Raw genomic sequence first — 22,030 nt, forward strand, 5'->3', positions numbered from 1 at the left:
TGAAGTTTCATTGCAATAAAGAGCATCTTGAGTAAAGATTAATACACAAAAAAAACGCCCGATTTTCTCGGGCGCCTTTGTTGTTTCTATTAGTTGTTTTTCATTTTATCACGAAGAACCATTTGAAGGATTCCGCCGTGACGGTAGTAGTCGACTTCCACGTCAGAGTCGAAACGTGCCAACACGTCGAACTCTTTGACGGAGCCGTCTTTTGCAGTTGCTGTCACTTTTAGGATATCGCGTGGTTTTACGCCTTCCGCGATGTTTACGCTAATTTCCTCTTCGCCTGTGAGGCCAAGTGTTTCTGCACTTTCGCCATTCAAGAATTGAAGTGGAAGAACACCCATCATGACAAGGTTTGAACGGTGAATACGCTCGTAGCTTTCCGCGATGACTGTTTTGATGCCAAGTAATGAAGTACCTTTAGCAGCCCAGTCACGTGAAGAGCCCATGCCGTAGTCTTTGCCTGCAAGGATTACTAGGCCTGTTCCATCTTCCTGATATCGCATAGCTGCGTCATAAATCGGGCAGATTTCTTTTGTCGGCCAGTACGTTGTATAGCCGCCTTCAGTGCCTTTCGCAATTTGGTTACGGATACGGATATTCGCAAACGTACCGCGCATCATCACTTCATGGTTACCACGACGGGAACCGTAAGAGTTGAAGTAGCGTGGCTCTACGCCGTGTTCGCGCAAGTATTTACCAGCTGGCGTATCTTTACCGATCGCACCTGCAGGAGAAATATGGTCCGTTGTGATCGAATCGCCGAATTTACCGATGACACGAAGTCCGGAAAGAGCTTGAATATCAGCAGGCTCTTTGGATAGACCTTCGAAGAACGGCGGGTTTTGAATATATGTCGATTTTTCATCGAAATCGTACAACGAATCGTCTGTCGTTTCAATTGCGTTCCACGCTTCGTTTTCTGTGAATACACGAGCATACTCTTTACGGAATAGATCAGGTGTTACTGTCGCTTTTACGACTTCCTTCACTTCTTCCGAAGATGGCCAGATGTCTTTGAAGTATACATCTGTACCGTCTTTCGCTTTGCCGATCGGATCTTTTTCGAAGTCGATATCGACAGTTCCAGCTAGCGCATAAGCGACGACAAGTGGCGGTGAAGCCAAGTAGTTTGCTTTTACGAGCGGATGGATACGTCCTTCGAAGTTACGGTTACCGGATAGTACGGATGAAACTAACAGGTCGTTTGCAGTAATCGTTTTTTCGATTTCAGGAAGAAGCGGACCGGAGTTTCCGATACATGTCGTACATCCGTAACCGACTGTGTTGAATCCGATTTGATCCAAGTATTTTGAGAGACCGGAGTCTTCCAAATAACCTGTTACGACTTTTGAACCTGGCGCCAGTGACGTTTTCACGTATGCAGGAGGTGTAAGCCCTTTTTCGACAGCTTTCTTCGCAACAAGACCCGCACCTAACATAACGTAAGGGTTGGACGTGTTTGTACAAGAAGTGATTGCTGCAATCGCAAGGTCACCTGTTTTCATGCCGACTGTACGGCCATCCGCGAACTCTACTGTTGCTTTCTTTTCAAATTCTTTCGGCGTCAATCCGAATCCTTGGTTCCCTTCCGGAGCCACGACGGAATCCTTGAATGAACGCTGTAAGTCCGAAAGCGGAATCAAATCTTGAGGACGTTTCGGTCCAGCGAGGTTTGCTTCAATTTTCGTAAGATCGATTTCAATAACTTCTGTGTATGTCGGATCTTCTTTATCCGGAGTGAAGAACATGTCGTTCTCTTCAAGATATTTCTTAACGACTTGGATATGTTCTTCTTCACGTCCAGTTAAGCGCATGTAATCAAGTGATTCTTCATCAACTGGGAAGAAGCCGCAAGTAGCACCGTATTCAGGCGCCATGTTTGCAATCGTTGCACGGTCCGCAAGAGGTAATTTGGAAACTCCAGGTCCGAAGAACTCGACGAATTTACCGACTACGCCATGCGCACGAAGTGTTTGTGTCACTTTAAGTGCAAGGTCAGTCGCTGTCGTTCCGTTTGGTAGCTCTCCAACGAGTTTTACACCGATAACTTCAGGAATTGGGAAGTATGAAGGCTGCCCAAGCATTCCAGCTTCAGCTTCGATACCGCCAACGCCCCATCCTAGAACACCGATTCCATTGATCATCGTCGTATGGGAGTCCGTACCGACAAGTGTATCTGGATATGTTTCAAATGTGCCGTCTTCGTTTTCCACTTCATGGACAACAGCAGCAAGGTACTCAAGGTTGACTTGGTGAACGATACCTGTCGCAGGAGGGACAGCACGGTAGTTATCATAAGCTTTTTGTGCCCAGCTCAGGAATTGATAACGCTCAGCGTTACGTTCGAATTCAAGTTCCATGTTAAGGCGGAGTGCATCCTGTGTACCGTAGCGGTCAACTTGTACGGAGTGGTCGATAACGAGGTCCACCGGGATTTCAGGATTGATTTTATTTGGATCGCCGCCCATTTCAGCCATTGCTGAACGAAGTGATGCAAGGTCAACGACAACTGGTACTCCAGTGAAGTCTTGCAGTATGACACGGGAAGGTTTGAAAGGGACTTCTGCGTCCTTATCTGCATCCTTGCCCCATTTTGCCAAGTTTTCAACGTGTTCGTCTTTGATCACATAACCGTCATGTTGGCGCAGGACGGATTCAAGTAGCACTTTTACTGAATAAGGTAGTTTGGAAATATTCGCAATGCCAGCTTCTTCGAGGGCTTTTAGACGATAGTAGTTATACGTCTTGCCATTCAATTCGAATGATTGGCGGCTGTTGTGCAAATTGCTTTTTGCCATTGTTATTCCTCCTTTATCTATTGAAAAGGTTGTGTGTAAGCGTTTCTCTACTCCATCATAGTACAGCTTTGTTGATAAGTAAAATACATATAAATTATAGTCTTTCATAAGAAAACATGATGACCATATGTATGAAGGCATAGAGAGTCCGCTCACTGCCAAGTATATTCTGAAAGACTTGTACGTGCAAAGTTTTAGATTCAAATGTTAGAATTCTACTGAATTTTTTCTATATATATGGCATGATGAGTAGGAAGATATGTAAAGGGAGTGGGATTGTGAAAAAAGCATTGTTAGTAATCGATTACACATGTGATTTCGTTGCGGAGGATGGTGCTCTGACTTGCGGCCAACCCGGCATAGACCTCGAAACGTATATCGTCGACTTGACGAAAGAATTTTTGAATCAAGGCGATCTTATCATTATGCCTGTCGACCTTCATGAAAAAAATGATCCGTATCATCCAGAAACGAAAATGTTTCCTCCCCATAACATTAAAGGGACACCAGGACGGGATTTATATGGCACGCTTCAAACTTTATATGAAGAGAATAAGGATCAGATTGTTTGGATGGATAAAACGCGTTTTAGCGCCTTTGCAGGAACTGACCTTGAATTACAGCTGCGCGCACGTGGGATAACTGAATTGCATCTTGTCGGCGTCTGTACGGACATCTGCATTCTTCATACATCGGTTGATGCATATAATCGGGGCTTTGATATCGTCATCCATGAAAAAGGTGTGGCGAGCTTCGATCCGGCTGGCCACGAATGGGCGCTTCGACATTTTGAAAAGACGTTAGGAGCCAAAGTCATCCGCTAATGATGATGTTTTTTTTAGTAATTCTATTGCGATATATGTTTAAGGTATGGAGAAAACGGATATCCAAATACTACATAAGCAATTATGAATTACTAAAAAGGAGATGGATTAAATGAGTTTTATTTGGTTTCTAATTATCGGAGGAATTATCGGTTGGCTCGCAGGCCTTATTCTAGGAAAAGACATTCCAGGCGGAATCATCGGTAATATCATTGCAGGTATTGTCGGTGCGTGGATCGGTGGAATGTTGCTCGGATCATGGGGTCCTAAAGTTTCAGACTTCTATATCCTTCCTGCATTGCTCGGCGCGATTATCCTAGTGTTTATTGTGAGCTTGATTATGAAGTCGATGCGTAGAGCTACTTAATTGTCAAAGTGCATGAAAAAGCGTCAAGGGATTTTTCCCTTGACGCTTTTTTTATTCGTTTTCGAGTCTTTGGTTTTCAAATTCATTGAAAAACCATAAGACATCTTCGACATATTTGTCGCTATGGTTGTAATGGAATATCGCTTTTTCAATCTCCCCGTCGGCCGCCCCACTTTTGGACAAATAGTGCGCGGCGCTGTATACAGCATCTTCTATATCAAACGGATCGGCGACTCCATCACCGTTAGCATCGACCCCATACCCTCCATACTTTTGAATGACGGCGGGATCAGTCTTGTCCTTATCCGGTATATTCCCTTTTCCGAGCCCTTCACAGCCCGGATATCCCCAACCAACGAATGTGCATGGCATGAACTGCATATGCCCTTCCGCACCTGCAGGAGACAACAATGGATCCATCGTTGAAAAACGGGTTTCAATCCGATGGTGGGCGGCGAGAAGAGTCCAAGGTATATTGTACTCCTCTGCAGCCGCTTTGTAGACCGGAATATACTTTTCAGGAATGACCAATGCTGTGTGCCTATCCTGAAACTCTAGCAAAGTGCTTGCGGATTTCTTAATGAGTTCGGGATTTTGGATGCCTGTCCAAATGATTGCCGATAAGGTGAAGGTGGTTACAGCAACGGGGATCAGCAAAACGATCATGAATAGTTTCGTTTTGATCGATAATCCCTTTTTTTTCTTCTTCACTGCACCACCCTTTTCTTCATTCTCGTTACGATTTAGGCTCTTCTTTAATGAGCGCTTTCATATCACTTACAATTTCCTCGAATGGTACGTCTTCCGCACCATTATACGTCTTTACGGACACTCCGTCTTTATTGACCAAGCTGAATGCAACTCCGTGGGTGACTTGGTCCACCCCTGGCGTTTTGCTGACAAATGTCTTGAAAGAGCTGATTGCTAAATTCTCAATCGCTTCTTGGCTATACCCCGTCAACATTTCCCATTTGCTTTGGTCGACAGGATCAAATGTATCCAAGTATTCTTGCAAAGCTTCGGGTGTGTCATTTTTAGGATCTACGCTAAATGAGACAATTTTATAATCTTCGACGCCTTCGTCATGCAGCATCTTCTGAAGATCTGCCATATTTGCCATCATCGGTAGACAAACGGTTTCACAATTTGTGAAGACGAACTGGGCAATCCAGACAGTCCCCTTCAATTCGTCTAGTGATACTTGCTCATGATGCTGATTCGTGAACTCGAACGGGTCAATCTTATACTTATGATCCGCTTTGAATCCGCCCATTGAACATGCGCTCAATAATAGCATAAGTATCATGACGGATGATAAAAATATTTTTTTACGCATATACAGACTCCTCCACTTTCAATACTTACTTTATCATAGAGGATGGTTGGTTATCAAACAACCGCATGGCCTAATCGTTCTTGTCCAAACATTGACGTTTCAGTGAAGTTCATTTCACATTTAATGAAACGAGCGCTTTGTGAATCGCTTCCAGTTTCGTCTCAAGCCGGTGCAACAGGTAGAATGATACAAAGATCGGAAAACCGATCTGCTGTATGAAATCCAGCCATTGTTCCATTTTGAAACCCTCCTCTCTTATAAAGCGCAGGGCGCCTGCCTAGCAGAGGTTCGCAGTCTAAGTGTGCCGCGTCAAGAGGAAGGCGACCTAAATCCACGACATCGTGTCGCAACGGTCGCATGACTCGCATCCTGCGAGCCTCAACGACTGAATGACCGGCTTCCTGCCGGCCTCAGGCATAAGGCGAAGATGCAAAGTGACGCCCTTTTGCTGGATTGGAATTCAAAAAGCCCCCAGTCCGGGACTGGGAGCCAATTATGCCTTATGCCTTTACAAGTTCCGTGACAATCCGCTCTACGATACGAGCGCTTTTGATCGATTCAAGCGGGGAGCCATCCACTTCAAACACGCCTGAATTGATGATTTGCTGCATGGCAGCTTCCACCTCTGCCGGCGTCAACCCGTCCTTCGGTTCGTCCACAGTAAGCGACGTCTGCTTCCCTTCAGCTGTCGTGAAGCTCAATTGTAATGTCTTCGCCATTTCTCATTCCCCCTTTTCCATTAGTTCATAATGTCTGCTGTTTCCACTTTCTCCGCCCCGATAAATGGATATGCGGAGAGCTGTGCCAATTGTGAAAGAGCATCATACAGATTTTCCGCAGTTGCACCTGCTGCCAGATTACGATAGGTTTTTGACTTGCGGATCATTTTCCCATCACCTGTCATACCACCGTCGAAATACACTTTTCCAACTGCATGTCTGAATTCGATTGTCGCCATTTGCTTTCCCCTCCTTTCACCCTCTATATAGACTAGGAAACAGAGAAAGGATACTTTGTCCGTGTATTTTTTTGAAAATGCTCTTATAATGGGGAGTAGAATGGAAGAGGTGAAGATAGTTGCAAGACTTGTTTATATGGTTCATCATTTTTTGGTGTGTCGTCCTGATCGGGCTTTTCGGAATCGGGGGCTTCTTCATGTTCCGCAAATTCCTGAAAGTGTTTCCGAAGGCAGACGGCAAATCGACGCTTGACTGGGAAGAACATTATGTGAATGAATCCCTTCATCTCTGGAATGAGGAAGCGAAAAGTTTATTGAATGAACTCGTCAGCCCCGTTCCGGAATTATTCCGTGACGTCGCGAAACAGAAAATCGCCGCTAAAATCGGTCAGATTGCGTTGGAGGACCGTGCTAAGACAATTGGCTTTGATCATATTATCCGCGGTTATATCGTCGCCACCCCAAAACGCGATCATAAATTTCTACGAAGGAAACTGGATTCCATGGAAATCGACCTCACTCCTTACGAGCATTTATTTTAAGACTCAAAAAGGCCTCCTATTGAATTAGGAGGCTTTTTTAATGCGATTTTTCAGTTTGAAATATTTCACAAGCATTCCGATCCGCCATGGCACGATCATGCCGAATGCCAATATCCAGAACATGCCGCCTAGCTCCCCGACGTCGATGGAGCTACTTAAAATCAATTTTGCAATAAAACGTACTATGAGCAGGCCGAAGAGGATGATTAGGAATGCTCTCGACTTTTTGACGTAAAGCTTTTCACCCTTCTCCTCAAAGTTCGTCGTTTTAATTAATACAATTGAAAACAACAGTCCGACACAGATCGATTCGATGACTTGAGGCAAGGGCACCCTGAATTCTTCAAACAGAAACATGAGCGCCCCTGTTGACATGAACAGCGGTGGCAATATGATTTTTTTGGGTGAAATCGGCCTTTTTGCCGCTTTCGTACGCACAATGAACGCCAATGTCCCCATGAATAGGAACAGCAGCGTTGAACCAACAATCAAGTAGACGGAAGGGATTTCATTGAAAATGTAATCAATGATTTCCTGAAGTTTAAGCATACCAGTCCCCCCACCCTGCCAACTCATCCAACCGGTGTTTCAGCTGTTCCATCTGAACAAATCTGGCAAACCTGGCCGTTTCCTTTCCTTTATGGAATAGAAGAACGACCGGGGCGGTGAATAAAGCGAGCTGTCCCGCCATTTCAGGGACTTGCGCCGCATTCACTTTATAAAATGGGATTGGATATTGTTCTTGTAGGCTGGCCACTTGCGGATAAAGCCCTTCGCAGACGGAACAATAATCCGTTTTTACAAACAATAATAGCCGTGGCTTACTCGCCGATATATCCAACCATTGTTCAAAAGACCCGATCTCTTCCATCGGCAGTTCCTCCACTTCAAAAATCAATTACGCCTCCTAGCAAAATGCTCGGAGGCTTTGGCGGGCGTTGTTAAAACCCTTGGAAATCCCCGAATATCGGGCTCAATAAGCTTGTTAGATAGACAATGCCGTCAAAGAATAGCAACAATCCGAAGGCAATCATAATATAACCGCCGACTTTCATAATTAGATTGCTGTTTCTGCGAATCCAGCCGAGCCTTGTAATGAAAAATGACAAGACGAAAAATGGAATCGCAAAACCGAGCACATACATCATCATATACAACATGCTGGATCCTGGATTTGCTGCTGCGAGCCCGATAATCGCACCGATGATCGGTCCCATGCAAGGTTGCCATCCTGCAGAGAAGGCGAGTCCGATTAAAGCTGTCCCTAAATAACCGGCGGGACGATTTTTAAATTGCAGTCGATGCTCTTTCATTAAAAACTTCGGTGTAAATAGACCGATGACCATCAGTCCGAACAAAACAATGAAAATGGCCCCGATTTGTCTGAGTAGATCCTTGTATTGTATAAAGAAATTGCCAACAAAAGATGTACTAAATCCTAAAAAGACGAATACGACCGAAAACCCGATTAAAAAGAAAATTGTATGGAGCATGCCATTCCGATTCATCCGTTTCGAATCCGATTTCAGCTCTTCGATCGACATGCCGGTAATGTAAGATATGAATGCCGGATACAATGGCAGGACGCAAGGCGAAATGAAACTGAGAAAACCTGCGCCAAATGCTAGAAAAATATTTAAATCAGTTGCCATCATTCTCTCCCCTTCATGTTTCTTTCCCCATCGTATCAAATCCGAAGACGGATTTCGCTTATTTTAACTGTGAATACTTTATGAACAAAGAAAAGCGGAGGGTGGCGGGACATTGCTCGTAACGCTTTGCTTTTACTCGCAAAAGCCGTTCTCCGTTACGGCTTTAGCTGCGACAGGCATAAGACAGATCTGCGAAACGGCGATCTTTGCCGTACAGTAGAGCTGACTTATGACCCGAGCAAATCGAACTGCGCAGGGTTCGATTTGCCGTATTTCTGCGTTTTCTGCAGAAATTAAGGAATTCTTTTGCCCACTCGGAGCTAGACAACATTAGAAAACCGGCTCGCCTCCGCAAGAGATGCGTTGGCGAACCGGTTCGTTACATGGCGTCTTCCACGAGACCGTTTTGCAGTTGGTACATCATATAGTAAAGGCCTCTTTGCGCCAATAATTGCTGGTGGTTTCCACGTTCGACGATTTCGCCTTGGTGGAGGACGAGGATGAGCTCCGCGTCCTGGATTGTACTCAAACGATGGGCGATGGCAATTGTCGTACGGCCCCTACGCATTTTTTCCAAGCTTGCTTGGATGGCAACTTCCGTTTCCGTGTCAATGTTCGCTGTCGCTTCATCCAACACGAGGATTTTCGGGTTGGTCGCAATTGTGCGGGCGAATGCGACAAGTTGGCGCTGTCCGCTTGAGAACGTAGATCCTCGCTCTGTCACTTTCTGTGAATATTTATCCGGCAGTTTTTCAATGAATTCATTCGCTTGGACGAATTCTGCTGCGGCCCGGACTTCTTCTGAGGACATCCCTTCATTATGCAGACGAATGTTGCTCTCAATATCCCCATAGAACAGGAATGGATCCTGAAGGACAAGGCCGATTTTCTTCCGTAATTCCGCTTTTGGCAAGTCTTTCAAGGAGACTCCGTCAATGAGGATCTCTCCTTTGTCATATTCATAGAACCTCATGAGCAAGTTGATGATGGAACTTTTTCCGCTTCCCGTATGACCGACCAATGCAACGGTTTCGCCGGCATTCGCAGTGAAAGAGATGTTTTTTAACACATCATTCTTACCGTCGTATGAAAACGTCACATTCCGGAATTCGATCGTTCCTTCTTTGATTTCCGTATGTGCTGTTTCCTGTTGCGCCGGCTCCATATCCGGGTCATCCATCAATTTGAATACACGCGATGCCGAAACGAGCGCCTGTTGGAAGATAGACATCCGCTGCATCACTTGTTGGACCGGTTGAAATAGACGGCCAATCAGCGTCGTGAATGCATAGATGATTCCTACTTCTACTGCACTGTCCAATGACATGAATCCGAAATAGCCGAGGACGAAAACGATGGCGAACGCATATAACAAATCGATGAATGGCCCTAATAGCACACTATCAAATTTGATGTTCCTCATACCTGCACGATAATGGCCTTCATTTATGTCATCGAATTCCTTCGACAACCGCTCCTCCTGCCGGAAAGCTTGGATCATGCCCATGCCTGATAGTGATTCTGCAATCTTGGCATTCAATTGGCTCAGTCGCTCACGGATATCCTGATAGAAATCAGCGCTATATCGACGATAGACAACGATGATCGCCATAAATAACGGTAAGAGCACCATGGAAACAATTGATAGTTTAACATCAAGCGAAAAGAGCGCAATATAGACGCCGATAATAACGAAAATCGCTTGCAGGAAAGTGACGACGACGCTGACGAACATTTCCTTGATCGATTCCGTGTCATTCGTCACGCGCGATACGATGCTTCCGGCCGGCGTCCTGTCAAAATAGCGCATGCCGAGGCCTTGGACTTTCGTGAAGACATCAATCCTCATTTGTTGAATGACTTTTAAGGCGATGTCTTGGAAACGGAGTTGTTGGAAATAGGACACAACGACAATGAAGATCTGCAGCCCGATATACACGAGGGCGAGCGTCATTACTTCGTTTTTCGGGAAGTGAAGAGGCGTCAAGTAATTATCGATGAATGATTGGATGATGAGCGGTCCGACAATACTTCCCGTAATCGTCAAAACAAGGAAGAACAATGCGATCGAGATACTCACTTTATGCGGGATTGCATAGCGCATTAACCGCTTGAACACTTTCCATTGGTCCTTCGCTGTCAATTTTGGCTGTTTTTCCATCTGCATCATTCTTCCCCTCCTTGCTCGACAAGCACTTCCAATTGCTGCAAGTCATACATTTCTTTATACCTTCCATTCATCGCAATCAATTCTTCATGCGTACCCGCCTCTACAATCGTTCCTTCATGCATGACGATTATTTTATGGGCATGTTGGATGGCGCTTAGTCTGTGTGATGTAATGATCGTCGTCTCACCTGTTCGTGTCTGCTTTAGCGACTCAAGGATTGCTTCTTCAGTTTTGGCATCGACAGCTGACAACGAATCGTCCAAAATAAGCAATTCAGGTTGCATAATCAGCGCACGTGCAATGGACACACGTTGCTTCTGGCCGCCGGACAATGAAACGCCCCGTTCCCCAACGACTGTCTCATATCCTCCCTCAAATCCTGTAATATCTTCATGGATATGTGCAAGCCTTGCCGCCTCATAAATCCTTTCCCGATCAATTTTCGGATTCGTGAAGGCGATATTTTCCGCAATCGTCGTTGAGAACAGGAAATGGTCCTGTGGAACGTATCCAATTGATTCGCGCAAACGCTGTTGCTTGTATTGATTGATCGGGTGCCCGCCATAGACGATGCTTCCCTTATAGCCTTCAAACTCCCTTAGCAACAGTTTCAGAATTGCCGTTTTACCGGAACCGGTCTTCCCGACAATGCCGAGCGTCTCCCCGCGCTTCAAAGTGAAATGGACGTCGTAGAGCGCTGGACTTTCATCGTCCGGGAATTTGAATTCTTCGATGTCGAAGTAGAGATCCCCTTCCGGACGGCGATCAATTGCTCCTGTGACGTCTTTAATATCAGGATCAATCGACAACAGCTCCATAATACGGCTATACGAAGCGTTCCCGCGTTCCACGATGTTGAATAGGAATCCGAAAGCGAGCATTGGCCATACAAGCAACCCTAGGTATGTACTGAACGCAACCATGTCACCGATGGACATTTCCTCTGCAATGATGAATTTTGTTCCGAAGTAGAAGGATAGAATATAAGATACTGCAAATATGCCTGTGATGGTCGGATCAAACAATGCATCGACTTTTGCCACTCTCATATTTTTCGCAACGACATCTGTTGAAAGATCCGTGAAATCTTCAATATCTTCCTTTTCTTGACCGAATGTTTTGATTACTTTTATGCCAGAAATGCTTTCCTGCGTCTTATCATTCAGATTGGAGAACGCCTCCTGCGCAAAGCGGAAACGCCGGCGCAACAATCTTCCATAGTAGCTTGTCAGGAAAATCATGAATGGAAACGGAATAAGTGCAATGACTGTCAATTTCCAGTTGATTGTTAATGCCATCGTCAAAATGACGAATCCGCCCGTTGAAATGGAATCGACGAGCGTCAATATCCCCATTCCTGCCGTCTGTTGTACGGCGTTGATGTCGTTTGTCGCATGGGCCATTAAATCCCCGACCCGTCTCTTTTGATAAAAAGAAGGTGACATCCTTGTAAAATGATTGAATAATTTCTCACGCATCGTCCGCGATAACAAAACCGCGGAACCGAAAATCATGACGCGCCAGTAATAACGGGACACGTACATGAGAATCCCGGCAAACGCCAAGATGATGAGCCACTTCGTCAGCTCGGAAGCTGTCAATGTGGCTTCCGTAATGTCATCGACGATCAAGCCGATGATTTTCGGAGGAAGCAATTGCAATAAGGAGACGAACACAAGCGCTGCGACACCGAGTCCATATTGTTTCTTCCGTTGTTTGAAAAACCAGCCAAGCTGCAGTAAGACTTTCAAAGTAATCCCCCTTTTTCTCTATCTTTGAATAGTCTATCAAAAGTCTGAACAATAGAAAAGGTACGAAACTTAAATTATTCGGATTCTGAAATACTTTTCAGGTGGACAAACGGGATTCGATGTGTCTCGCCGTTGTCGGAAAGGAGATGAATCGTCCCTTCCAAGGTGTCGATTTTTCGGATATAGCCTTTGCTCTCCGCTACTTTTTCATCGATCCAATAGTGGATGGATAGCTGCAGGTTTCTTTCTGCGGCCTCGTGGATTTGATAGTTCCATTGTTCGATCTGCTGTTCGTCGGGCTGTTGCCTTAGTTGCAAACCATCTTCCTCTTGCCATTCCCGTAGCTGGGCGACATGTTCCGGCAGCATCATCGCCGTCCATTTGATACGTCCACGGTCACGGATCATCGGATCATCTCCCTTTGCAAAACTGTTGATTTCCGTTCCAGGCGGACGCTTTCCGCGGGCGAGCGGTGAGCCTCCTCAGTCGCTTCGCTCCCTCCGGGGTCTCCCCTGTCTCGCTTTCCCGCTGGAGTCGCCGCCTTCCACTCCAATCAACGGAGCTTACTGTAACATTTATTTGTAATGTCCCCCAATCAACTTTGACCGATGGACGGCGGTTCCTGCGTCTGTGTAGGAAACTGCACGCAACACGGCCGTGGAACCGTATTTTTTACGCAATGAATCCATCGTCTCCCCAAGCTGGCGGTTGCGCCATTTATGCTGATCGAAAAAGCTAAGCTGCATGGCATATTCGTTTTCCAAATTCGCCAGACTAATAGCGATGCGCCGCACCGGACGGCCGTCGTGGAATTCGTCGAGGAGCTTTGTACAGAGCCGATAAATAGTCATCGTGTCATTCGTTGCTTCGTGCAGCGAACGGGAACGGCCGAAGCCCCCACCGAGCGAATTCTTCGAATATCCGATCGACAGATGGACTGTCCGCCCCGCTTTGCACGCTTCCCTCACCCGCAATGCGACGTCTTCACACATTTCAAGGATGACCGCGAGGATGTCTTCCCGCTTCGTGTAATCGCGGTATAGGATCTGCCCCTTACCATAGCTGATTTGCCCTTCGACGAGCGGCGCTCCGAGATCGGACAAGTCGATGCCATGCGCATGATGATACAACTGGTTGCCCATGATGCCGAATTTCGTTTCAAGCCGTTCGAGGGGCGTGCGGGCTAAATCGCCTACTGAGAAGATCCCCATATTGTTCAACGTCCTTTCAAGCCGGCTGCCGATTCCCCACATCCGGCTAAGCGGCGCGACCGGCCATAGCCTCGATGGTATATCGGCATACGTCCAGCGGGCAAAGCCGGTCTTTTTTGCATCCAGGTCAAGGGCCAGCTTCGCCATGAGCATATTCGGTCCCATGCCGCAGGCGGACCTGAGCTGAAATTGGCTGACAAGCTCATCTTGGATTCTCTCGACCGTTTTTTCAGGGGGACCCCATAGACGTTCCGTTCCTCCTAAGTCAATGAAGCTTTCATCGACGGAATACACGTGGATTGCCTCCTTCGGCACGTAGCGGTTCAAATTGCGCGCGATTTCCATTGAAACATCGATATAAAACTGCATTTTCGGTTCAATAAGCCGTATGGACGGGTCATCGGGAATTTCATATAGCCGCATTCCCGTCTGCACGCCGAATTCCTTTTTCAAGGCGGGAGAAGCAGCCAGGACGATGCCTCCTTTCCGCTCTTTATTGCCGATGATGGCGATTGGCGTATCCATGACATCCAATCCTTCCATTGCAGCTGCACAACTGGCGTAGAAACTCCGCATATCCAGGCATACAATTTTCCGGTCCGGCAAATTCTCGTACATAGCGTGTATCCCTCCGTAAAGAACACTTGTTCTATACAGTATACCCGGAACGAATGTTCATATTCAATGGTCCTTATTGCCAATTGGCAATAATGGAAAGTGGACTGCTATGGAATAGTCTTTTAGCCCCGGTTTTTGAAAACAAAAAAAGCATCCATCCTGTTTAAGGATAGATGCCTCTGCAGTTCATTCCGCTGCCATATTACTAACTTCCTTCGGCAACTTGAAGTCTTCGATGTCGTTGAAATAGCTATATGTAGCATTCATTTTTTGGCGGGCCCGATAAGAGTTCCCTCCGCTGTAATTCCTCATATCCAATGACATTTTGAAGCTTGTCACATAAGAAGTGCTTTTATTGATGGTGATGACCAATTCCATTTTGTCGACGATGCTGAAGCCGTCCTCACGCGGACCAGCATCCGGGAAAAGCTCCTTGAACCGCTTGAACCCATCGCGATTCAAAGTTAAATTCAATGCATATCCGTATTCGATCGGCTCCAAGACAAATTCGTCTTCGAACTCTTTGAACTTGGATAAGTCAAGAATCGGATAAGTTTCCGAAACTAATGTGCCGAATAATTCTTCAATCGAACCGGACGGTAATTCTTCCCATTCGCCTTTGCGGTCGTCCGTGACAAACACTCGATCTCCCACTTGGTACAAATCCATATTATATGCTTTCACGCCACGCGGAAGGACTTTTGATTGGACATGCACTTTAGCAGGATCAAGGAAAGCCTCGACTTGCATATCGTATTTCACGCCGGCTTTCTCGGGGTTTTCAATATCGCCGTCATAGACGGTCACCGCATAATCATCAAACACAATATGAGAACGGACAGCTTTTAATGATGTGTCCATCGCCTCTTGGGATTTGTCCAATAAATCTCCGGCAGTCATTTTCTTTTGAGCCCCTCCCGAATTGGTGCAAGCAGCCAAAAGAAAAACGAGCGAACCAATCGCAAGGGCACTAACTATTTTTTTCACATGTAAACTTCCTCTCTTCAAAACCTACGTTCATTTTACTGGAATATACACACTTCATCAATCCATTAGACGGATATTTCGCAAGAGAAGTTGCATTACGATTACGTTCAAACCGAAAAGTTCTCATTCTTGTCGGTGAAGTTCTCATTTATTCAAAAAGAGTTCTCATTCACGCAGACAAAGTTCTCATTTATACCGAAATAGTTCTCGTTCTTGCAGATAAGATTCCCGTTTATCCTCGAAAATGCAATATGTCCGTAGTAAATTCCTCAATCGTGTGCAAATCAGGCTTAAAACCGATACCCGGGGCAGTCGGAACTGTTATATATCCATCTTCCACAGTCACTTCGGGCTCAATAATATCCTTTTCCCAATAATGGGACGAGCCCGCTGTATCTCCTGGTAAGGTGAAATTCGAGAGCGACGTCAATGCGATATTATGGGCGCGCCCGATTCCCGCCTCCAGCATGCCCCCACACCAGACAGGAACACCTCTCTCCATGCAATAATCATGGATTCGCTTCGCTTCGGACAAGCCGCCGACTCTCCCTATTTTTACATTAATGACTTTCGTGCTTCCGAGCTCGACCGCTTTCCGCACGTCTTCCAATGAATGGATGCTTTCATCGAGGCAGATCTGCGTCTCCAATTGTTTTTGCAATACGGCGTGATCAATAATATCATCATGTGCAAGTGGCTGCTCGATCATTAGGAGGTCGAACTCGTCCAACTGCTTCAATAAATCGATGTCATCCAATGAATAAGCAGAATTTGCATCCGCCATAAGAGGCACGTCTGGAAAAGCTGCCCTTAAACCGCGGAGTATGTCGATATCAGCTCCTGGCTTGATTTTCACTTTAATCCGCTTATAGCCTTCCTCCAAATACCTTTTCACTTTATCGATCAAACCCGCAAGATCCTTTTGAATCCCGATGCTGATGCCGACTTCGATTCGCTGACGCCCGCCGCCTAACGCTTCAGCCAATGGAATCCCTTTCCGTTTTGCGAACAGGTCCCAAACGGCACATTCAAGGGCGGCTTTCGCCATATTGTTTCCCCGTATTGGCGCAAAGAGGCGGCCGGTGTCATCAGGATGTCCAATTTCCTTTCCAAGCAGCAAAGGGACAAGGAAATCACGGAGCATATGCAAGTTCGTTTCTACCGTTTCTTCCGTATACCAAGGGGCATCAAATGCGACCGACTCTCCCCAGCCTGTGTTCCCAAGCTCATCGTGAACTTCCAGCAACAGAAATTGCTTATCCTGCATCGTACCGAAACTTGTTGAAAAAGGTTCCTTCATTCTCATTTTCATCTTCCGAATCGTCACTTCTGTAATTTGCAAAATGGATTCCCCTTTCTATTACATTTACGCGTAAAAAACACCCTGCCGTAGCGACAGGATGCCTATATTATTTACTTTACTGTTTCAACATCCACTGTCATCCGCCATCCGAACGGGTCTTCCGCTCTTCCAGTCTGGATGCCTGTCATCGTATCATAGATCCTTTGTGACAGTTCTCCAATCTCCCCACTATTAATGGTGATTTTCTTTTCATTCCAATAAAGTTCTCCGATTGGAGAGATGACCGCTGCAGTGCCCGTGCCGAACGCTTCCTCCAATATTCCGGACTGATAAGCCTCGTAAAGCTCCTCCATGGAAATCTTCCGTTCTGTAATAGGGATGTCCCAATGCTGCAGCAATTCAATGACGGATTTCCGTGTGATTCCCTCTAAAATGCTTCCATTGAGCTCGGGTGTGACAACTTCCCCGTTCAATTTGAAGAAGACGTTCATCGCACCGACTTCCTCGATGTATCGGTGTTCCTTCCCATCGAGCCACAGTACTTGTGAATAGCCTTTTGCTTCGGCCACTTCCTGCGCTTTCATTGCACCTGCGTAGTTGCCTGCCGTTTTCGCACTGCCTGTCCCACCTGTTACGGCACGGACGAATTCGGATTCAACCGCAATCTTGACAGGGTTGATGCCTTCCTTGTAATAGGCGCCGACTGGCGAAAGAATAATCATGAAACGGTACGTTTTTGAAGGAGCGACCCCTAAATACGGCTGCGTCGCAAAAATGAAAGGCCGGATGTAAAGTGACGTCCCTTCGATATTCGGAATCCAATCTTTATCGACTTGGATGAGCTTCCGAAGGCCGGTAAGAGCGAGTTCCTCGTCGAAAGCAGGAATGCACAGCCTTTCATTTGAACGGTTCAATCTTTTCATATTCTCCTCAGGTCTGAAAAGAAGCACTTCCTCATCTTCCGTCACATACGCCTTCAATCCTTCGAACACCGTTTGACCGTAGTGGAATACCATTGCCGCAGGATCGAGCAGGATCGGCTCATATGGAACAATCTTCGGATCATGCCAACCTTGCTCCTCTGAATAATCCATTGTAAACATATGGTCGGTGAAAACAGTACCGAACGAAAGTTGATCGAACGCTGGCTTCGTTTTCGGGTTCAAGGTCTTTTCAACATGGACTTCTAAATTCGTCATCGTAAATCCCCCTTTTACTATGTATTTTTTCATTATACACGAAACAGTGGAGACGGATATGGTAAAATGGTTGAAATGGAGGGATGACATTGACTGGAACTGAGAAAATGCCCGGGGAAGAACGCCGGCAGTTGATACTTGAAACATTGCAGAAAGCCGACAACCCGATGACAGGCAAAGAGCTTGGAGAACTGACGAATGTCAGCCGCCAAGTCATCGTCGGAGATATCACTTTATTAAAAGCGAAGAATGAACCTATACTTGCGACAAGTCAAGGGTACATATATATGCACACGTCGGCAGGTCCTGAGAGAATTGAAAAAGTGCTCGTTTGCCACCATACACCTGAGCAAACAGAGGAAGAGTTGAATATCCTCGTTGATCATGGGTTGACTGTGAAAGATGTGAAAATCGAGCACCCTGTCTACGGTGACTTGAGTGCCTCGATCATGGTAGCGAACCGTCTTGAAGTGAAGGAATTCATGAGGCGGGTCAATGAAGCCAATGCGGCTTACCTATCCAATCTAGCTGAAGGCGGCATCCATCTTCATACTGTCATTGCTGATGAACAACACCAAATCGACAATGCCGAAATCGCATTGAAAAAAGCGGGCATCCTCGTCGAATGACGGATAGTAATTCGGAAGAAATTTTCAAAACAAGTTTTAGTATACCTACATCATCTTTCAGCAGATGATGTTTTTTGTTGTTATGAAATTCAATTGTTCTCTAAAACATCCTCAACTTATCTCGCGGGGCATTTGGTGCTAATGGAATAGTTCTCATCATATTCTTAACATAGAGAACAATAAGAAGGAGTGTAAAGGTTGTTGAGAAAAGTCAAGGTTGGCTTACGGCCCATCGTAAACAACATAAATTTACCTACCGTTATGAAAACAGCAGTGCTTCCGGGTGACTCCATTGAAAGATTATTTATTGCAACCCAGATAGGAGAAATCTTTTACATAGGAAACGGTGAGGTAAGAACGTTTTTAGATATTCGCCCACGAATCTTAAAGCTAGGTATTTCTAATGGTGGATATGATGAACGGGGATTGCTAGGTCTAGCGTTTCATCCAAGTTTTTATTATAACGGTCTGTTTTATCTTCATTATTCAGTAGCTGGGACACAAGGTCCAGGCGCTCTTCCTCCTTCAGAAGGTGCAAGACCTGCTCAAAATGCTCTTCCTGAATTTTTTAAGCCTAACCCGTGTGAACCCAGCACCTTAAACTTAAAGTGGCTAAATAGAGAAACGCAATATGATCATATTGATACAGTTGAAGAATGGGTTTTACAATCGGGCGGTCAACCTCAAAAACGGCGGACATTGCTCAATTTAAGAAGACCATTTTTTAATCATAACGGTGTTAATAGCTTAAATTTTTCACCTGAAACAGGAAGACTTGTTTTAACAACCGGAGATGGCGGATCAGGTTATGATCCATTTAATCTAAGTCAGAACGATATGGAGATAGCCGGTAAAATAATTGAAATTGATGTAGATAGGAATACATTTATTGAAAATCCGCCCGTCGTTACACGTTTTAATGAACTTCCCGCAACTATTCAGGAAACACTTACGGTCATTGCCAAAGGGGTTCGAAATATGCCTGGCATTTCATTTCAACGGTTTTATAATCAGTTTGTCAAGTATGTAGGAAATGTCGGACAGGATTTGGTAGAGTCGATTTTCTCATTCGTTCAATATAAACCGATACCGGTTACACAGCTCATACAAGCTTCTTTACTGAAGTCTCAACTTGACCAAGAAGGATTTATTAACTTAGGGTGGCGTGGTTGGGAAGGTGCTTTTCCTACTTCGATAATAAGGGACTGCTCTGAAAATCCGACACTAGATGAGAAAACAGTGGCCTATTACGATGAAGCAGTAAAAACCTCATCAAAGCGTCTTCAGCCGTTAACAAGTTATTTTCATCAAGATCCCCGACCAGATAAGTTTGGAGGAACTGCACTTACAGGAGTGCAAGCCTATATGGGGAATGAAATCCCTGATTTAATGGGAAGCGTTCTGTTTACCGATATTGCCCGGGATGAGGGAACTCTTCCAGGTAGAGGGGTTTTAGCTTATACGAGGGTAAGAGCAGATGGTAGACAAAATGATTTTAGTGTTATTCAAACTGATTATAATTTTGGATCCCAATCAGCTTATTATGTTAGTTTAGGATCAAATGCGAATCAAAACAGACTCTATTTAGGGGTTTACGGCTCTATGAATGTAACGGATTATAATAGAGGAACTATTTTTGAAATCGTTCCATGAACCACGCCAATAAAATTAGACGCAAACAAAAGGGACCTACAGAATCTATATTAAGAATCTGTAAGTCCTCGTGTTTAGCAAGCAGGCATCTTACCTATTAATAGCCATAAGGACGGTTGTATGGTTGCCTGTAGTATGGATAACGGTAGTACGGATAGCGATAATATGGTGGGTAGATTGGGTAGAATGGATAGATTGGGTAAAACGGGTATTGGAAACGTGGGCGTCGTCTTCTACGCCGTCTTCCATAACTGTCATAATCGTAGTCATAGTCATCATCGTATCTGTCGTACCGATCGTAATCAAATCGCGTCATTATTCTATTCCTCCTTTTGATCTCGGTTTAGGTTATGCTAGGTAAAGTGAACAATCTGTACATTCGCCTATATTTAACAATTAGGTATCGCCTTATCAAGTCAAGGTGTAAGTTTGAAACCCTTTTTAGCTCCCATACATATAGTATTGAAAAAGCAAAAAGGAGTTTATAATTGGAAATACCGATTTCTGGATTCATGTATCATTCAGATGATTCCGACCCAATGCATTCCCATATGCTTTTTATTACTCAATGGGATGGAAGACCCGTACCTTTTCATGTCCACGAACTTAGAGGTGTCACTTCTTTTGATGCAGGGCATAATCACAGATATGCCGGAACTACTGAACCAGCCCAAAGTGGTGTACAACACACTCATAGATACTTCACATTTACGTCTTTAGATGATCGACATCGACATGAGATCCATGGAATCACAGGGCCAGCTATTTACCTTCCTGACGGTGGTCATTATCATGAGTTTAGTGGTTTTACTACGGTAAATGGTGCTAATCCTCATAGACACAGTTATGGCGGAAGAACAAGTTTATAGTTAGTTTCTGGCTTGCAATTACATTCACCCATCATCAAAGAACCCTTTGGACCTCCAAAGGGTTTTCACTCTTCAACTGAGGTTACTTGGATAGTAATTGATAACTAAAGCATTTATTGGAGCCTTTTGCCGCTACCGTCAAAACCGGCTTCCAACTTCAACTGTTCTAAAAAAGCGACCATGAAGGAATGGCGTTCCTCGGCAAGACGCTTCCCTTCCTCGGTCACCATCAAATCCTTCAATAACAGCAACTTCTCGTAAAAATGCGTGACAGTAGCCGTGTTTTTGGATCGGTATTCATCCTCGGACATGTTAGTTCTCGCGAATTCTTCCGCGTCATATAATTTCCTACCCCTCGCTCCTCCGAAAGCAAAAGCACGGGCGATGCCGATAGCGCCGATAGCATCGAGCCGATCCGCATCCCTGACAATTGCGCCTTCAATGGAGACGATTTCTTCCTCGTTTCCGCCATTGAATGAAACGCTCCTAATTGTTTCCAAAACGGTCATCGCCATTACATCGTCTGCACCGGCGGAACGCAGCACTTCCATAGCGGATACGTTGCCATCCTCTTTATACTTTGGATCGTCGATATCATGCAGCAAGACGGCAAGCCGAATGATCTTCATATCTGCGTTAGGCATCGTCCGGGCAATCTCCTTCGCATTTTTCATAACACGTAAAATATGGTCATAATCATGGCTGGCGTCGAACTTCCTATAAATATTGACGACCTGGTCCGTTACGTTTTGCACTATCGTTTCCATAGCATCCACCTTTTTCTTATATTCATATGAAAGAATCAATTCGACAGAAAATTTAGGCATGTCATTGACGTATATTGTCGATTCATGTATAGTTAATGCATCCATGTTAATAATGGGAAAGACATTGAAATGCCGAGGGAGGAATAAACATGTACCAAGGTAAAGTAAAATGGTTCAGCAATGAAAAAGGATATGGTTTCATTGAAACGGATAACGGTGAAGATGTGTTTGTCCACTATACTGGCATTATGTCAGAAGGATTCAAGACGTTGGATGAAGGCCAATCCGTATCCTTTGAAATCGTAGAAGGTAACCGCGGACCCCAAGCGGCAAATGTCTTGACTATAACATGAATGATGAATGACAAACATGCAATATCCCGCCGAGGAA

General features: G+C 45.2%; 25 protein-coding genes. 7 read left to right on the forward strand and 18 right to left on the reverse strand.

What is annotated here, in order from left to right; translation table 11 throughout:
- Positions 1-89: 89 nt before the first annotated feature.
- Positions 90-2,804, reverse strand: a complete 2,715-nt coding sequence (gene acnA, locus NIT04_RS09480; RefSeq protein ID WP_252503377.1) for an aconitate hydratase AcnA — start codon at positions 2,802-2,804, stop codon at positions 90-92.
- A 278-nt stretch (positions 2,805-3,082) separates the two neighbouring features.
- On the opposite strand from acnA, the gene NIT04_RS09485 reads away from it, so the two are divergent.
- Positions 3,083-3,628, forward strand: a complete 546-nt coding sequence (locus NIT04_RS09485; RefSeq protein ID WP_252503378.1) for a cysteine hydrolase family protein — start codon at positions 3,083-3,085, stop codon at positions 3,626-3,628.
- Positions 3,629-3,740: 112 nt separating this feature from the next.
- Complete coding sequence (locus tag NIT04_RS09490; RefSeq protein WP_252503379.1) at positions 3,741-3,995, forward strand: GlsB/YeaQ/YmgE family stress response membrane protein; 255 nt, start codon at positions 3,741-3,743, stop codon at positions 3,993-3,995.
- 51 nt (positions 3,996-4,046) lie between these two features.
- Here the strand turns inward: NIT04_RS09490 and NIT04_RS09495 are convergent, their stop codons facing one another.
- From NIT04_RS09495 to NIT04_RS09515, 5 genes are all read right to left on the reverse strand, one after another.
- Entirely contained in the window at positions 4,047-4,706 is a 660-nt protein-coding gene (locus NIT04_RS09495; RefSeq protein WP_252503380.1) for a lytic transglycosylase domain-containing protein, read from the reverse strand.
- Between the two features lie 25 nt (positions 4,707-4,731).
- On the reverse strand, positions 4,732-5,331 hold the full coding sequence (locus NIT04_RS09500) for an SCO family protein (protein WP_252503381.1): 600 nt from the start codon (positions 5,329-5,331) through the stop codon (positions 4,732-4,734).
- A 109-nt stretch (positions 5,332-5,440) separates the two neighbouring features.
- Complete coding sequence (locus tag NIT04_RS09505) at positions 5,441-5,569, reverse strand: YvrJ family protein (RefSeq protein WP_252503382.1); 129 nt, start codon at positions 5,567-5,569, stop codon at positions 5,441-5,443.
- Between the two features lie 262 nt (positions 5,570-5,831).
- Entirely contained in the window at positions 5,832-6,050 is a 219-nt protein-coding gene (locus NIT04_RS09510) for a DUF2922 domain-containing protein (RefSeq protein WP_252503383.1), read from the reverse strand.
- A gap of 20 nt (positions 6,051-6,070) precedes the next feature.
- Complete coding sequence (locus NIT04_RS09515) at positions 6,071-6,289, reverse strand: DUF1659 domain-containing protein (protein WP_252503384.1); 219 nt, start codon at positions 6,287-6,289, stop codon at positions 6,071-6,073.
- 119 nt (positions 6,290-6,408) lie between these two features.
- Here NIT04_RS09515 and NIT04_RS09520 point away from each other — a divergent pair, with 119 nt between their 5' ends.
- The gene (locus tag NIT04_RS09520) at positions 6,409-6,831 is read left to right on the forward strand and encodes a DUF2621 domain-containing protein (RefSeq protein ID WP_252503385.1); all 423 of its coding nucleotides are present in this window, start codon (positions 6,409-6,411) and stop codon (positions 6,829-6,831) included.
- A gap of 24 nt (positions 6,832-6,855) precedes the next feature.
- On the opposite strand, the gene NIT04_RS09525 is transcribed toward NIT04_RS09520, so the two are convergent.
- The 10 genes from NIT04_RS09525 to NIT04_RS09570 all read right to left on the reverse strand — a co-directional run bounded on the left by NIT04_RS09525 (position 6,856) and on the right by NIT04_RS09570 (position 17,722).
- A complete protein-coding gene (locus NIT04_RS09525; protein WP_252505062.1) occupies positions 6,856-7,350 on the reverse strand; it encodes a CcdC family protein in 495 nt (164 codons plus the stop codon).
- A gap of 22 nt (positions 7,351-7,372) precedes the next feature.
- Positions 7,373-7,729, reverse strand: coding sequence for a thioredoxin family protein (locus NIT04_RS09530; protein ID WP_371922531.1), 357 nt, complete (start codon positions 7,727-7,729; stop codon positions 7,373-7,375).
- Positions 7,730-7,772: 43 nt separating this feature from the next.
- A complete protein-coding gene (locus NIT04_RS09535; RefSeq protein ID WP_252503386.1) occupies positions 7,773-8,483 on the reverse strand; it encodes a cytochrome c biogenesis CcdA family protein in 711 nt (236 codons plus the stop codon).
- A gap of 379 nt (positions 8,484-8,862) precedes the next feature.
- A complete protein-coding gene (locus tag NIT04_RS09540; protein ID WP_252505064.1) occupies positions 8,863-10,644 on the reverse strand; it encodes an ABC transporter ATP-binding protein in 1,782 nt (593 codons plus the stop codon).
- A gap of 5 nt (positions 10,645-10,649) precedes the next feature.
- Positions 10,650-12,404, reverse strand: a complete 1,755-nt coding sequence (locus tag NIT04_RS09545; RefSeq protein ID WP_252503387.1) for an ABC transporter ATP-binding protein — start codon at positions 12,402-12,404, stop codon at positions 10,650-10,652.
- Between the two features lie 74 nt (positions 12,405-12,478).
- Positions 12,479-12,811, reverse strand: coding sequence for a YolD-like family protein (locus NIT04_RS09550; protein WP_252503388.1), 333 nt, complete (start codon positions 12,809-12,811; stop codon positions 12,479-12,481).
- Positions 12,812-12,979: 168 nt separating this feature from the next.
- Positions 12,980-14,233, reverse strand: coding sequence for a UV damage repair protein UvrX (locus NIT04_RS09555; protein ID WP_252503389.1), 1,254 nt, complete (start codon positions 14,231-14,233; stop codon positions 12,980-12,982).
- Positions 14,234-14,419: 186 nt separating this feature from the next.
- Positions 14,420-15,220, reverse strand: a complete 801-nt coding sequence (locus NIT04_RS09560; RefSeq protein ID WP_252503390.1) for a DUF6612 family protein — start codon at positions 15,218-15,220, stop codon at positions 14,420-14,422.
- 232 nt (positions 15,221-15,452) lie between these two features.
- Positions 15,453-16,562, reverse strand: a complete 1,110-nt coding sequence (gene menC / locus NIT04_RS09565; protein WP_252503391.1) for an o-succinylbenzoate synthase — start codon at positions 16,560-16,562, stop codon at positions 15,453-15,455.
- Positions 16,563-16,633: 71 nt separating this feature from the next.
- Complete coding sequence (locus tag NIT04_RS09570; protein WP_252503392.1) at positions 16,634-17,722, reverse strand: branched-chain amino acid aminotransferase; 1,089 nt, start codon at positions 17,720-17,722, stop codon at positions 16,634-16,636.
- Between the two features lie 89 nt (positions 17,723-17,811).
- Here NIT04_RS09570 and NIT04_RS09575 point away from each other — a divergent pair, with 89 nt between their 5' ends.
- On the forward strand, positions 17,812-18,351 hold the full coding sequence (locus NIT04_RS09575; RefSeq protein ID WP_252503393.1) for a transcription repressor NadR: 540 nt from the start codon (positions 17,812-17,814) through the stop codon (positions 18,349-18,351).
- A 201-nt stretch (positions 18,352-18,552) separates the two neighbouring features.
- Positions 18,553-20,004 carry a sorbosone dehydrogenase family protein gene (locus NIT04_RS09580; RefSeq protein ID WP_252503394.1) on the forward strand — a complete coding sequence of 484 codons (1,452 nt, stop codon included), beginning with the start codon at positions 18,553-18,555 and terminating at the stop codon, positions 20,002-20,004.
- A gap of 97 nt (positions 20,005-20,101) precedes the next feature.
- Here the strand turns inward: NIT04_RS09580 and NIT04_RS09585 are convergent, their stop codons facing one another.
- Positions 20,102-20,320: a hypothetical protein gene (locus NIT04_RS09585; RefSeq protein ID WP_252503395.1), complete on the reverse strand. Its 219-nt coding sequence runs from the start codon at positions 20,318-20,320 to the stop codon at positions 20,102-20,104.
- Positions 20,321-20,492: 172 nt separating this feature from the next.
- Here NIT04_RS09585 and NIT04_RS09590 point away from each other — a divergent pair, with 172 nt between their 5' ends.
- Positions 20,493-20,873: a YmaF family protein gene (locus NIT04_RS09590; RefSeq protein ID WP_252503396.1), complete on the forward strand. Its 381-nt coding sequence runs from the start codon at positions 20,493-20,495 to the stop codon at positions 20,871-20,873.
- Between the two features lie 113 nt (positions 20,874-20,986).
- Here NIT04_RS09590 and NIT04_RS09595 read toward each other — a convergent pair whose 3' ends face one another.
- On the reverse strand, positions 20,987-21,640 hold the full coding sequence (locus NIT04_RS09595) for an HD domain-containing protein (RefSeq protein ID WP_252503397.1): 654 nt from the start codon (positions 21,638-21,640) through the stop codon (positions 20,987-20,989).
- A 149-nt stretch (positions 21,641-21,789) separates the two neighbouring features.
- Here NIT04_RS09595 and NIT04_RS09600 point away from each other — a divergent pair, with 149 nt between their 5' ends.
- A complete protein-coding gene (locus NIT04_RS09600; RefSeq protein WP_252503398.1) occupies positions 21,790-21,993 on the forward strand; it encodes a cold-shock protein in 204 nt (67 codons plus the stop codon).
- Positions 21,994-22,030: the final 37 nt, after the last annotated feature.

It is taken from the genome of Sporosarcina sp. Marseille-Q4943, from assembly GCF_943736995.1.
Classification (GTDB): Bacteria; Bacillota; Bacilli; order Bacillales_A; family Planococcaceae; genus Sporosarcina.